Raw genomic sequence first — 15,354 nt, 5'->3', positions numbered from 1 at the left:
ATTATTGAGTTATATATCTTTTGCTTTTTAATATTTCTTTGGCTTTAATAGCTGTAAACGTTGCTATTGTTTCGCTTTTTTTATGGCTAAGGCTTTGGTTTTTTAATTTCTTGTTTAATCTCCCTCCTTTATATTCTCCTTTAAATCTCGTTTCATTTTCCTTAGTTGCTTTAAACTCTAGCCCTAAAAAAGTAAGGTTATTTTCAAGGTAAAATCCCTCTCCGTCCACTCCTTGAGCAACATTCCCTACAAAGCCCGTTTCTCCCGTTGCCTTATACGTATTTTGATCGTAATAACTCGTCACATCTCCATTAGCCACTACAAATATAAAACCAGCCAACCCACCACCTCCAATCGTTACACTTGCCTCTATACGGAGCTTTAATTTGCCATCTAGGTTTTCCTTGAGCTCATTCGGCTTGTTTCCTAATTTACAACTCATGCTCATTTCAAATGAAATTTCCCCTACCAATTCTATAAAGCAACTTGGCGTAACCCCTGCATATTCCAATATCAAATCAGCCAATTTAATCACTTGTCCAGCAAACGGTATTAGTGTACAACAATTTATAAGATCTAGCTTTCCACTAGCCTTCACCAAAGGCGACGCTTTAAAAAACAAGTCAATATTTCTTGAAAACTTATTTTTATCTACCGATTGCCCCCAAGTAGCTTCCAATGCAAAGCTCGGTTTATCCACGGTTATGGTAATGGGTACCTTTGCTAACTTACCCAAAAATTTATTTCTATATTTTTCTTGTATCTTTTGTTGACGCTCTTCAAATTTAGTTTTTTTCGTCTTTTCATCCACCCCATTCCCTGTTAAATTGTCAAAAAAAGACATGGCTTTTCCAAAAGTATGTATCAGCGTTTGTAAACTTTCAATATCACTCAGTCCGTATGCTATGACCTCATCACCATATTTTACATTTACACCAAATTCTATTTTTAATTTACTCAATACCTTCTCCACCTCTGCGTTCGGGTTTGGTTTTTTAGGAAACCCTGTATAAGGAGTTACTTCTTCTACTTTAGCCTCTATATATTTTTTTCTTTCCTTTAACGTTTCTTTTCTATCCTCCGTTATGTCCTTTCTCCAATCATCACTATAAGCTGATGCATTACTTCCAAAAGTTAACGTAATTCCCCAAGTAATATCAGGATATACATTTATTTTAACAATTTGATTGCTATATCTACAAGTACTTATAGGAATTGCATACGACTGTATTTGGGTATCTTTTAACCAAAAGTAATTAAAAAACCATAATTTATTCAATACTCCATTTTCAATTACAGTTCCTTGTGCAACTGTTCTATCATATTTATAGCCTATTTCTATATCAATTCTATTCTCTTTTATTGTATAGTTTTTGCTATTTAGCCATTGTTTAGAAAAACTTTCGGTATCAAATATATTTGTTTCATTATGCTTTTCACCAGGAGGCAACCCTATACCATGACACCGCGGTTTGGCCTTACCCTCGCTTTGGTAATGTTGGGCTTCTAAGCAATCAAGTACAATGGTTACTTTTTCCTTTTTATGATCACTCGCTATCATTTCAAACAAGTTGATATTGTTATCCGCTTGCTTTGTGGTTATACTATGCTCATTAAATATTTCCTCAGAACTTCCTCCATTTACAGACACTTGTATTGCAGAAAATTTACAAGGCTCATTATTTTTAACCGTATATTGCCTTTCTACAACTTCTGCAATCATTTTTTGCATTTCAAAAGTACGTTGCCCTAGTAATTCAGAATTTGTATTATAATATACTCCAAAAGAATAAAGCCCTTTACCAGCTTTGTTAGTATCATACTCCTCAATAACTTTTTCTGTATATACATTTGCAGCATCCTCTATTTCTGATTCCGATATGCTTATTTGGTAAAATTTTTTTTTAGCCCAATCTTCCTTGTTTATTTCCACCACAACTTGCTCACCATTTGGAGCAATAACAGGCACTTTAGAACCTACAACATGAGAAGATAATAAATTCGTTCTAATAGGCTCCCATTTATTACCTAATGCTGCATCCTTATTTTTATAGTGCAAGACCCTTATTTTAGCGTAAAAATATTTTATAGGCGTTTCTCTTTCATGTTCTGTTGCTTCTCTCCATACTTCGTCTATTTTAATAGGAATAAGATTGTTTGTATTGTATGCTATTTGGTTATCTGTTTTCTCTTGTACATATCTAATAGGTTCCTGAGTAACCTTTATATCAGTATAATACTCATAAATATCTATTTCAAAAACGGCAAAATCATGATATGGGGTGGTTACATCGGGTAATAAATGTGTTTTTATACTTAATATGACTTCATCGTTATACTTATAAATTCCTTTTTGTTGAATATCTTCCTTATTTCTATAAAAATCAGTACGGAGTACCTGAGGTTTTCCTGTAAAAGCTACGAAAGCACCCAATTTAGGTTTGTCAAACTCTGGATAAAGGTTATACGCTTCTATCCAATATATGTTTCCTAACTGTGCCTTATCTTTAGAAGAAACCTTTACTTTTTTTGCCTGTGTATATTGCTTTTGGATACCGTATTCTTTTACTAAAAAATCACCTCCCTCGTTCTTCCAAACACCCCACGCATCATGAAAACTTCCTTTCGGAACCGTTTGGATTGTTTTTAATTGCTCATAATTTATATAACTCCATTTTACATTCGCTAAAGCATTTCTAACATCCACAGGATGTGACATGTCTTTCTTGTACTTTTCTAAGACATTTTGAAACTGAGCAAAGCTATATATCGGTTCTGTAGTATAAGACTGATCACTTACATGAAATATAATGCCTTCTTTTCCTAATGGTATTTCAAAATACTGAAATCCATTAATTTCTTTATCCGCTTTTCTTTGAGTAAATATTCGTCGTAATGTTAATTTTGCCATCCTTTTTCTTTATAAATATCCTATAACCGTATCTTCATGTACTCCTGCCTCAATACCTTTAAAAGGATCTTCTTCTTTTAAAGTGGTTGGGTTTATTACAGGATTTATTTGACTGATGACATCTTCTTCAGCTTCTTCAAAACTAGTAGCAGCAGGCACTCCTACTTGCCCATGAAAAGTAATGCATACACAAGGAGCTCCAGCTATTGCACAAGTAGCTTTACTACCTTCTAATAATGGAGAACCCCCATTTTCTTGTAACTTTATTTTACGATAAAAATCTGTCCATTCTGTAATATTCGGTTGGCATGGTTTATAACCACTTGGCGTAGGTTGCAATTTACATTGTCCAAAAGTTTTTTTCTCAAAAGGCTGCCCTATTTCCTTATCAGTTGCCATTAACTTTTCACTTCCTTCTGGATCATTTATATATCGCTTGCTTTGCGTTTTTACAACAAGCTTGTCAGGCATATTCCCATTTTTGCATTTGCATTCTGCTCCGTGGCAGACTAATTTTCCTTGTAATCCCATATTATTTTTATTTAATTATTTAACCAATTGTAAAAACGTTGTTTTAAGGTTAAATCTTTGTTTTTTTCTTTTTGTATTGCTTTTTGTCGTTGTTTTATATCTTTTTTTTGCTCTTCAAAAGAGTAGTATTTTGTTGGTTTTTCTGTTAAGTGATATACTGTAGTTGTTAGTGTTTTTAATATTGTTTCGTTATTCTTTATATTACAATTAGCTATTGCATTTTTTAGTAAAAAGGTATTGTTATCCAAATCAAACTCCACATTTAATGTAGCTTGTGTAGTTGTATTACTTACCATTGATTCAAATCGCGTTAATACCATATCATAGTAAGTTCTATACTTGCTAATTTTTTGAATTCCTTTAAATACCAAAGGCACTTTAAAACCCGATACTGGAAAATGTATTTCTGCTTCTTTTTGTAACTTTTCATCGTACATTGTATATGTGTCATGAAACAAGAGCACATAAAACGCTTCGCGTTTTAAAGATGCTAACAATGAACTCTCTTTGTATAAAGCCGATTCAATTTTTTTAATATAAAGTGTAAAGGCCTCTCCTTCATATTCTTTTTGAAGTTGTATTTTGATGTTCTCCCAACGAGCGACTACTTCATCATGATTAACGATACTTAATAATTCATTTTTAAAAGAGGTTTTTATTTTTAATGGATACAACGCTTTTGAAGTGATTATAGCTAACTTTTCTACCAATGTTTTTGGTACTTGCTTATTTATAAATATTTTTTCTTTTTTAATCGTGTATTCAAAATAGCCTAAATCTGGGAATTGACGCATGGTAACTTCGGCATCAAATTGCACTTCTGACCTTTTATTTTTTTGTGCATCGTATATTTTTGTGCTCACTCCATAAGATTGAACAAACATATGTCCTCTTAAAAAAGTGGCATATCGTTGTGAAAAACTCACTTGTTTATTGCTATACAATTGCTCTTCTTGCAGGTCTTTTTTACTCTTTTCTGGTGCTAATATGCTATATTTCTTTTCCATTCATTTTTTATTTAAAAGCTTCTTGCTTATCTATTTATTAAAATCAATTGTCCATTTTACGTACTTGTAAATTATACAGGTTGAATGCTGATTTTACCCAAACCAATCCTTTTCCATACATTGCTGCATACGATTCCGACAAACGTTCTGGCATTTTTTCTCTGATCCAATTCTCCCCCTTGTCTCTACTATAATAGTAACTCACTATTCCTTTATCTGCTCGTAAAAGCCCTATATATTCCCCTGAAACCGTAACATCAATTATATATTGTTCAGAACTGTTTTCTATATTGTATGAAATCAATTCATTTGTTTGATGACTGTACAACATCAAATCGTGATCCTCTTTATAATTAGATACCTCTGAGTATAAGCTCCCCGTACTATCATCCTTAATAAAACTAGAAAACTGATATCCTTTGGGGAGATTAGGGTTATGTATTTTAACTTTACCCGTTGTAAAATTAATCGTAGCCGTTTGCCTGAGTCCTTCTGTTGAATTATATACATACAACGCTTCTTCATTGATAAACTGCATCGAATAATAATTCAAACTCGTTTCTTTTACAGGCAATTCTTCCCATGTTTTTCCGCCATCTTTTGTTTTTAATAGCTTGAACATTCCATCCTCCTCAATAGCTACAACTCCTTTTAACCCATTATAAAATTGAACTGTTTCTATTTTTTTTCCTTGTGGAAAAGCCATCTCTTGCCAAGTCTCTCCTAAATCTCTAGAATACATAATACGATACCTTTTAGGCAAGGTAGCTGTTTTATAATTGTATTGTATCACATACAAATTCTTTTCATTGTCGTTCGTTATTTTTTGCAACGAACCTTTTCCTAAAGACCTCTTCCTAAATGAAACCCCTCCATCTTGGGTTTTAAATAAAATTGCCTCGTAGTTTTCCCTTTTTAAGACTCTTTTTTCAATAATAGATCGGTACATTTCCGCTATCGAGTTATCTCCTATGATATATCCAGTAAGACTGTCTTGTATAAAATATTGGTTAAATTCATAATCAAAACTATTAGCCCCTGTTTCACTTGAAATTTTTGTGATTCCCCAATGCATTGAATTCCTATTTTTAATATTCTTTTTAGCGATTGAATTACAACTTGTAATAAAAATAATTAGCCAACTTAATGCAATACTATACGCGCTGTTTAAAATCATTTATTTTGTTTTTTGCTAAATACAGATGTTTTCCAATTGAATACAGAAACAACCAAACTACATCGGTAAAGTGTTCCTATCAATTGTCCATTGTACGTACTTGTAAATTATACAGGTTGAATGCTGATTTTACCCAAACCAATCCTTTTCCATACATTGCTATCGGCTTTACTACTGTAAAATAATCTGGTAGGCTTTCTTTAACCCAATGTACCCCATTATCAATACTATAATAATAATGAGTTTTACCATTATCACGTCGTAAAGCTCCTATATAATTTCCATAAACATGAACCGCTAACACTCTTTCTCCTTTGGCATTATTCAAATCATATCTTAATAATTCTCTCTTAGTATGGTTATATACCATAAGCTTATGCCCTTCTTTATAATTTCTAACAGGAGATAATAAATCTCCATTACTCTCATCCTTAATAAAACTAGAGAACCGATATCCTTTGGGGAGATTAGGGTTATGTATTTTAACTTTACCCGTTGTAAAATTAATGGTAGCCGCTTGCCTGAGTCCTTCTGTTGAATTATATACATACAACGCTTCTTCATTGATAAACTGCATCGAATAATAACTCAAACTCGTTTCCTTTACAGGCAATTCTTCCCATGTTTTTCCGCCATCTTTTGTTTTTAATAGCTTAGACATTCCATCCTCCTCAATAGCTACAACCCCTTTTAACCCATTATAAAATTGAACTGTTTTTATTTTTTTTCCTTGTGGAAAAGCCATCTCTTGCCAAGTTTCTCCTAAATCTCTAGAATACATAATACGATACCTTTTAGGCAAGGTAGCTGTTTTATAATTGTATTGTATCACATACAAATTCTTTTCATTGTCGCTCGTTATTTTTTGCAACGAACCTTTTCCTAAAGACCTCTTCCTAAATGAAACCCCTCCATCTTCGGTTTTAAATAAAATTGCCTCACAGTTCGCATACGACTCAGTAACATCTTCCCCTTTAACCCGTTGAAGTGCTATTTTATGGTTTATTGCTCCTCCATTATCTCCTATGATATACCCAGTAAGACTGTCTTGTATAAAATATTGATTAAATTCATAATCAAAACTATTAGCCCCTGTTTCACTTGAAATTTTTGTGATTCCCCAATGCATTGAATTCCTATTTTTAATATTCTTTTTAGCGATTGAATTACAACTTGTAATAAAAATAATTAGCCAACTTAATGCAATACTATACGCCTTATTTAAAATCATTTATTTTATTTTTTGTTTCAAACTATTAAACCTCCTATATATAAAATAGGTTACTTATATGCTTTTTCATTCAAAGCACATAAAAGCCCGCCTATTAACACAATATGAGCTATCTTAGCCATGGCATTCCTCTATACTTATTTAATTGCTGGTTTGCCCACTCCCAAGCGTCTATAGCACTCTTGAATATCTTTAAATATTCTTCTGCTTCTCTAACAGCATTCTCTATTTCCTCTTGCGCTGCTTTAACCCCATTTTCAGCTTCTTCATACCAATAGTTTATTTGCTCATCCATAACAATTATTGCTTGTTCCCAAGTATCTCCTTCTCCCCATTCTTTAAAATCAGGTGTCATTGCCACTTTTATTTTATCTGCGATTGGAATACCAGCTAGCCCTGCATCTAAATATGCATCTGGGTGGGTTGCAAAAGCAAAATCTCTAAACTCATTATTTCTGTCCTCTATTTTTGTATAAAACTGTTCATTCTTATCAGGTAAATCATACCTTTCATTAAAATCGTCATTATAAATAGAATAAAATGCTTTGCCAACAACCCCCATTTCCATATACCTCTGCAAATTACCTTTAGCCCTAACCAACCATAATTTCCCCTTTTCACTCAATACAGGCATTAATACATGGGTAAACCTAATACAGTATTTATATCCATAACTTTTAGAGGGCACTGCCTTAAATAATCCATGTTCGCGTTTATACTCCTGCAATTCTTCATTCCCCATCTCTTTTTCGAGTGAAGGAGTCCACCATTCATTAATTCCATCTACAATCCCTAGCCCTCCTTCAATTTTTCTCATAACTCCATAATAATATCCAGGAGGATCATGTTTACAATTTTCATGACGCTTCATAAAATTTTCAAACCGAAATTTATAATATGAACACGTACCTATTATACTAGGATCAGCAGCATCAGGTTCTTTTGCCTTACATTTTTTAAAAACAAGTGATTCTGGAGCCTCTTCGGCATCTCCAATAGTTATCACCTCTGCCTTTTCATAAATCCCTTTTCCTGCCATCGTATTTATATTTCTACCATAATACGTAATATCTTTAGTTGCTTTTTCTATATAATTACCACTAGCAGTCTTCAATATTGTGCCTCCCATGACCTATCTTTTAAGAAAAATTAGTATTTTCATTACTATTATTATTTAGTTGCGTTGCATGTTTGGTTACATTTCCTGCTACTGCACTAATAGAAAGGTTATTCGCTGCATTTTTTGTTATATTTTCAGCTTGCCCTTCATAATTACCATCTGCACTCTCATAAATATTAGCCGCCATCAACTTATAATCCCCTGCTGTAGATATGGTATTATGAGCACCTGTATTTACAATATTATTTTTAGTTATAGACGCTACCATATCATTTCCTGCGGTAACATTAATATCTTTACCCGCTTCAATGTTTATATTCTCAACTGCTTTTAAGTTAATATCTCTTAATGCCTTAATACTAATCGTTTCCTCTTTTGTATTGATTATAATATGATTTCCCTTACGATCTGTTATACTTATACTTTCTGCTCTTTCGGTATCATTAAACGCAATTGTATGTCCGCTACGAGTTTTAATGCTCTTTATATTATTATTAACCTGCCCACCTCCAGCACTATCAGCATGGTGTAAATTTCCTAATACAAAAGGACGGTTAGGGTCATTATGATGAAAACCTATAAGCACTTGATCTCCTATTTCAGGAATAAAAACATAGCCTCGATTAGTACCTACAACAGCACTACTTCCTGCATCAGGTGCTAACACTTGAATCCAATTTGTAGCCATTTCATTTTCTTGCCATAGCATTTTCACTTTTACTCGTCCTTTATGTAACGGATCTGCATGATCTATTACCATAGCTCTTTGAGTACCTGCCATTAACGGAGTTACTTTGGGTGCTGGTAAATACCTGCTATTGGATGAAATAGCTTTAAAATGATTTTCATATTCTTTATCTTGGGCTTGTGTATGAGTAATTTCTGTAATCAAATAGTTTCCTCCAATGTATTTTTCTCCACTAGAAAGCCTAATAACGCTCCCTATTTCTAAACCTACGTACTTACTTTTGGCTTCCAATACATCAAATTCACTTAAAACGCTTTCTGTTTTCCCTAGCAAATAACGATCTACCTCATATTGATCTGCTAAAACCGTTTCAGGCATCCCTAATGATTCTTTAGGATATAATTTCATGGCAGCATTCAATGCATATTCAGAAAGAGTGCTCGTAACCTTGTCATTTTTAGAGGAAGCTGTTAACATGTTATTTCCTTCATAGCTAAAATCATATGCCCTTTGGGATACCGCAGCTGTTTTGGTTGCTATTTTTATTTCATAAACCTCTTGATTGTACTCTAATTGTATCGGACTTTTTTCTTCTTTGGGTTTTCCAAAAACAAGGTATTCCCCTTCATAATAAAACCATTCATTGTACTGGTTTGCTAAACGTTTTAAATAGGCAAAATCGCTCTCATTATATTGGCATTGGTAAGGAATCGCAAACGTTGTTTTTGGAGCAATCATACCTCTCATATTAGAGGCTTCCAAAATGCTTTTTACTATTTGAGGCATGGTTTTATCTGTCCAAGACTTTAATCGGTTTCCTGATTCTAGTAGAATAGTTTTAGAATACCCCTTTAATAAGGTATGTCCAAACTCTCCTTTAGACATTTCAAAATCCATAGCAGTTATTCTCCCCAAAAAATCATAATCTTCTATTTCTATATAAATGGACTTTCCTATATATTCCTTCGAACTAAAAATATCCGTTCCTTCCTTTAGTATAAATATTTCATTATCTAATGCTATTTCAAAATGATGATGTTCGTTTATTTTCTGCACTAATTGCAAACTTACATAGTGCGCTATAGATATACCATCTATCGCTATTTTACAAGGGTTTTCCTTTAACATAATTGTATTTATTTATCGTTATATTCTTATTCTTGAATGTTTAATCTGCACCATTTAAACAGTGGCATTTTACACCTATTCTATTCGTATAAAATTGCACTAGTTCAACAACACCAACATCTCTCTAATTTTGCCCTTCCTAAAAAAATAGGTCAAAATATTTGATATGTCATATGGTCCTCTCTAAAAGAAACTTCCTCTACTATTTTGTACGTGGCTAACATTGACTCTAGTTAGCTACCACCTTCTTAATTGTTGTTGATAGTGCTGGTCTCCTTAATATCTATCAAAGGAAACCTTATTGAGACATGAATATATCTCAATGTTGGTTTCTCTTAAATATTTTAAAAAACGATTGGAAGTATTTTGTAATAAGATGTTAAATATTTTGGGGGACATTTTTTTCTTTAAAAATCAATTTTTAATTATACCACATAGGTATCATAACCTAAGTATCTTTCTCCTAGTGCAAATGTTTTATCTCTTTCTATTTTATATGCTATTGTTATTTTTCTATTTGCCATGATAAAAAACTCTAGTATCGTTTTTAGAGATGCCATATTTTTTAGCAATCCATCATAATCATCAGTAGGCTCTGAAAGTATGATGATTGCATGTACATCATCTATTTCACTTTTTGTTTTTCCTACCAATCCTGAATCAATACCCAATTTTGCAGTTCCGATTCCTAAAAACGGAACCATTTCAAAATAGTTAGGCACATATTTTAATTCAATCTTCAACCCTAAAACAACCTCTATTAAGTCTTCTATTTCTGGAAAGTTTTCTTTAAAAAACTCTGCTCTACACAAATTTAAGAATAATTTATAAATTCCTTGCTTTGGAATATCTAAATCTACATCTAAAATCTTTTGAGCAATGCGGAATAGATTTTCCTTCGATGCTTTGTCCGTTAAAAAGTTTAAGTGTCTGTTTACAATTTTCACCTTTTCCTTGAACAATTCTGTATCAAAAGGCAGAAAAAAATTAATATTTCGTTCTTCTCTTTTTCTATTCTCACGAATAGCTTCCACCACTTCTTGATTACTCATAGAAGGCGCGCTAATTACTAATGGGTGAAATAGTATTTCTGGTAATTGGTGGTAAATACTATTTTGCCCTAAATGAAGTACTAAAAACTCTTTATACCTATCTTCAATAGCTACATATTTCGTAGTAATATCTAATACATCTTTTGACATGGCTCTACTATTCATTCCATGCTTTCGAACCATTAGCATATCATCAAGCTCTCTACCTAAAATAAATGCCAGTTCTCCATAAAAAACCTCTGCAATAAAGTTAGTTGCTTCACTTCTTTTTAATTTATCTATTTCAAATTCATCCTCTAGCATTGCTCCCAGATTAATTGTTCGTCTTTATAATCTAATAAAATTCCCTCCCCATTTTTCACTTGTTCAGAAACAATAAATTTAGATACTACCTTTTTTATATAAGTTCTAATGACCCCAGCAATAGGTCTTGCCCCATACTTCTTCGAATAACCTTTCTTAGCCAAGAAGCCCAATGCCTCCTCTGATAAATTAAGACGAATATTCTTTTGCTTTTTTAGCTGTGCTTGTAGCTTCGCAAAATGTAATTTAAAGATGTCTCTAGCAACCTTTTCATCAATAGGCGCAAAAGGAACCACCTCTGTTAAACGCCCTAAAAATTCTGGCCTAAAATGCTGCGCCATCACTTCTATCAATTCATTAGAAGAAGGTTTGATTCCTTTTTCCATCTGTTCTGCAATCCATTGACTTCCTATATTAGACGTAAATATGATAATTGCATTTGAAAAATCTCCACTTCTACCTAATTTATCATGAATAGTTCCTTCGTCCATTATTTGAAGAAATACATCATATACGGAACTATGCGCCTTTTCTATTTCATCAAACAACACTACTGCATATGGCTTTTCTCGAATCTTATTAACAAGCATCCCTCCTTCTTCGTAGCCCACATACCCTGGAGGTGCTCCATACAGTAGTGCTGCTGAATGCTCTTCTTTAAACTCTGACATATCAAATCGTATCATTGCGTTTTCATCATCAAACAGCAATTCTGCTAATGATTTTGTGAGCTCTGTTTTTCCTGTTCCTGTTGGTCCTAAAAAGAAAAATGATCCAATAGGTTGCTTTGGGTTACTCAAACCACTTCTTGATTCTATAATAGCATCAGAAAGGGTTACGATAGCATTGTCTTGCCCTTTGACTCTTTCTTGTAACTTTGTTTCAATTCCTAATAATCGTTCTTTTTCTTCTGCTTGAATTTTACCGATAGGGATCCCTGTCAAATCAGCTACAATAGCTTCTATTTCTACAGGTGTAATTACTGTTATTTTTTCTGTGGCCACGATGGCCAATTCTTTTAGCAATTCACGAGTTTTCTCTATTTTAACCTCCTTAGTATCTTCCTCTAAAAACACATAATTCTTAGTTAATTTAGACGTTACTACTACACTTACCTTTTTAAAGACAGAGCGAAACAACAAATGGAGATCTGGCCAAGCAAAAACCTCTTCTTCTATAATTTGTTGAAATTGCTCGCGTAACTTTTCTACCTCCCCTTCTGCACTATGATTACTCATTTTTACCGCTGCAACTGTTCTATCTAATAAATCTATGGCACCATAAGGAAGTTTTTTTTCTTTAAAATATCGCTTAGATAAGTGTATGGTTTCTTCCATAGCTTTTTCCGATATTTTTATCTCAGAATGATTTTCTAAGCGCTCTTTATGCTTTTCTAAACATTTAACCAATACAAAATGCTCTAGCTCTTCTAATTGAACTATTTCCAATTTACTTTTTATAGGGTGCTTTTCTAAATTTTTTCGGTATGCATCTGAGGTAATCGTAAAAATTAAATTTACGGCTCCATCATTTAACTGTGCATTTAGAACATTAGAAACCATATTTGATTTTCCGCTTGAATTCTCTAACAATACTTGCAAATCATCAATCACTAGTATGCATTGATTTTCTAACTTGTTTAATTTTTCAAAAAGCTCTACAATTTTTTTTGACACATCATTTTCAGAAGTACTATTGGCTAATAATTTTGGAACATTTAATCCAAAAATCAATGTATTTTGAATATAATCATCTTGATTTCCTGATAATTCTTTTACAAACGCATTGATCACAGCTGTTTTTCCAACTCCTGAATCTCCCACCAATAAAGTTCCTTTATTCTCAGAACGCTCCAAATTTTCAAGAATGGATCTTACTTCTTTTTCTCTTCCTAAAACTAATACTCCTTCTTTTATTATTTTTTCTGTTTTTAAATTGATGGCAAACAAAGCAGAAGATACCAGTTCACTTTCTCCTTCTGAAGAAAGGATCAAATTATTTTTAGGAACGTTATACTGGTTTAAAATATCCTCTTCTTTTATTCCTAATGAATCTATTTGTTGTTTGGAATACACCACTCCTTCTCTCACTATTGCAGTAAAAACACATACTGCATCAATGGTATCTGTCCCTAATTTTATTTTTGAGCGTTCTGCTTCCTCTATCACTTTTTTTAAGGCATCATCTTGCTCTATGTCTCCTTCAAAAATTACTTCTGAGGTGTACATTTCTTTTCGCACCTCAAACCATTCAGCAATGTAACCTGCATCTTTACCTAAACTTTCTAATATTTCTTTCAGCCCTGTTGGTTCTATAAACATTGCCATTACTACATGAGCAACGCCATAGGTGGCATGTTTCTCATGGTTTGCCATGGTTTTTGCTATTTTTAATGAAGCAAGTAAACTTGGACTATAATCTATTTCTTTCATATCACTTTAATATTACTTTATAAGGGGTATTCCCTATTGATTTTTGAGTTAATTCTTTTTCTAAAAATGCACTTAAGCGCTGTAGATTCAATGTTGATAGAAACAATTCTTTCAGCTCAACAACAACCTCTACTGTTCTTACAATTCCTTTTTTCTTTTCTGGAGAAATCATCATTCCAGGTTTTACTGTTATATGTTTTATATGCGCTCCTATTTGTTGCTTCATAAAGCTCTCTACATCTTTTGTAGATACTATTCGCTCTCTAGTTAACAATCCATATCGCAAACTATCTATTTGCTCTCTTTCTCCTCTCCTTGTTTTTCCTCCAATCGTTTTCGTTAAAAGTTTTACCTTTTTAACATCAAATAAGTTGGTTCCATATTGCCCAAACTCAAAACTATCATCAAATCCATTTCCTAATTCAGCATTAGATAACCAATATTCTATTTCGTAATTCGTTGTATTTTCATATGGATAGGTTAATAAAAAAGCTCTTTCATTACTAATATTTATATGCTTTAATTTTTCTATAGATTTTTCTTCTATTTCTTCCAATCGCTCTACAATACCATGCAAGTATTTATTTAATTTCTCTGGATTCATTGCTGCAAAAGCATTTCCTTCTTCTCTAATCAAATGAGCTACCTTGTCTACCAAAACTTTTGCACTTCTTGAATCAAACCTTTCGATATCTCCAAAATAAAGAGAATACGTTCCTTCCAAGCTACTTTCATTACTTTTCAATGCATTTTTCAACAAATTTCCTTTATCATCATATACTTCTTTTACATTTAAAAAATAGTTTTCCATTTCACTAGGTAAAGAAGCTATTTTTCCATTAGTTATAAAATTATGCTGTACATAAATATTCTTCCTATTTACTATAGGAATTGTATTTACTGCAAATTTCATTGCTTCTATTTTTGCTGATGAAAAAACTTCTGGGAGTGTTATTTTTAGCCAGAGTAACTTTTCTTCATAATTCACCCCCTCTATGTCTTTCTTCCCTTTAGGAAATTGTTCCTCTATTGACTTTAATTCCTGCGCGCGCGCTAGTCCTATTGTATAAAAATAATCACTATAATAAGACATTACATCCTCAAAATAATGTGCTTCACTTGCTTCCTTTTTATAGGATAGTCCTTTATGATAACTTAGCGGTTTTTCTTTACCATCATGTATCGTTAAAGTATTTAAATAAGGATACAACGATAGGTCTTCTAATAATACACACAACGATAAATTCTTTGTTCTCTCTAATACTTCTTCTGACAATCCGATTCCTACCCAACAAGTATAATCTTCAATAGCCGAGTCTTCATTTAAAAAAGTACTTTGGGTATCATATTTATCTTCATAATAACTAATTTCATTTTTAAAAACCTTACATTTAACAGCGGCATTGATGATTTCCGTATCAATCAATGAGGTAAAATAAATACTCGTAGTATTTTTTCCAAACTGACTTCTGTTCACATAAAAATGGTCTTTAGCTGTTAGTTGGCAATATTCTTCTGTAGGATATACATTCAATAAACCGTGTGCTGGTGCTGGCAACGACCATTTGTTACTCACCAGTATCCTAGAAAGCCGATGAAGTAATTGTGAATCTGACACTTCAATTTCTTGATGAAGCTTTGCTTTTTCATATGCAAAAACATCTATAAGTAACTCTAAAATAGGGTCAATGCTAGCTGTATCCTTAATTCCCCAAAGCTCCATAGAGCGATCGAGCATTCGTTCTTTAATTTCTGAAAAAATTTTGTTTCTCAT

The 15,354-nt window shown here is 32.7% G+C and carries 10 protein-coding genes; all 10 read right to left on the bottom strand.

Annotated elements, in window-relative coordinates:
* Position 1: 1 nt before the first annotated feature.
* The 10 genes from MARIT_RS03910 to MARIT_RS03865 all read right to left on the bottom strand — a co-directional run bounded on the left by MARIT_RS03910 (position 2) and on the right by MARIT_RS03865 (position 15,354).
* Entirely contained in the window at positions 2–2,911 is a 2,910-nt protein-coding gene (locus MARIT_RS03910) for a hypothetical protein (RefSeq protein WP_100210816.1), read from the bottom strand.
* A gap of 9 nt (positions 2,912–2,920) precedes the next feature.
* Positions 2,921–3,442 (bottom strand): DUF4280 domain-containing protein, encoded by a 522-nt coding sequence (locus MARIT_RS03905; RefSeq protein WP_100210815.1) that lies wholly within the window; start codon positions 3,440–3,442, stop codon positions 2,921–2,923.
* A gap of 11 nt (positions 3,443–3,453) precedes the next feature.
* Complete coding sequence (locus tag MARIT_RS03900) at positions 3,454–4,449, bottom strand: hypothetical protein (protein WP_100210814.1); 996 nt, start codon at positions 4,447–4,449, stop codon at positions 3,454–3,456.
* 43 nt (positions 4,450–4,492) lie between these two features.
* The gene (locus MARIT_RS03895) at positions 4,493–5,626 is read right to left on the bottom strand and encodes a WD40/YVTN/BNR-like repeat-containing protein (RefSeq protein WP_100210813.1); all 1,134 of its coding nucleotides are present in this window, start codon (positions 5,624–5,626) and stop codon (positions 4,493–4,495) included.
* 79 nt (positions 5,627–5,705) lie between these two features.
* The gene (locus MARIT_RS03890; protein WP_100210812.1) at positions 5,706–6,857 is read right to left on the bottom strand and encodes a WD40/YVTN/BNR-like repeat-containing protein; all 1,152 of its coding nucleotides are present in this window, start codon (positions 6,855–6,857) and stop codon (positions 5,706–5,708) included.
* A 109-nt stretch (positions 6,858–6,966) separates the two neighbouring features.
* Complete coding sequence (locus MARIT_RS03885; RefSeq protein ID WP_100210811.1) at positions 6,967–7,986, bottom strand: hypothetical protein; 1,020 nt, start codon at positions 7,984–7,986, stop codon at positions 6,967–6,969.
* Positions 7,987–7,996: 10 nt separating this feature from the next.
* Positions 7,997–9,793: a type VI secretion system Vgr family protein gene (locus tag MARIT_RS03880; protein ID WP_100210810.1), complete on the bottom strand. Its 1,797-nt coding sequence runs from the start codon at positions 9,791–9,793 to the stop codon at positions 7,997–7,999.
* Between the two features lie 425 nt (positions 9,794–10,218).
* Positions 10,219–11,148, bottom strand: a complete 930-nt coding sequence (locus MARIT_RS03875; RefSeq protein WP_038025857.1) for a hypothetical protein — start codon at positions 11,146–11,148, stop codon at positions 10,219–10,221.
* Positions 11,142–13,580 (bottom strand): AAA family ATPase, encoded by a 2,439-nt coding sequence (locus MARIT_RS03870; RefSeq protein WP_100210809.1) that lies wholly within the window; start codon positions 13,578–13,580, stop codon positions 11,142–11,144. The genes MARIT_RS03875 and MARIT_RS03870 overlap by 7 nt, the downstream gene beginning before the upstream one ends.
* 1 nt (position 13,581) lies before the next feature.
* Positions 13,582–15,354, bottom strand: a complete 1,773-nt coding sequence (locus MARIT_RS03865) for a type VI secretion system baseplate subunit TssF (RefSeq protein ID WP_024741797.1) — start codon at positions 15,352–15,354, stop codon at positions 13,582–13,584.

Source organism: Tenacibaculum maritimum NCIMB 2154 (genome assembly GCF_900119795.1).
Lineage (GTDB): Bacteria > Bacteroidota > Bacteroidia > Flavobacteriales > Flavobacteriaceae > Polaribacter > Polaribacter maritimus.
Note: the sequence above shows the minus strand (reverse complement) of the source record. Positions and strands in the feature narration are given on the sequence as shown.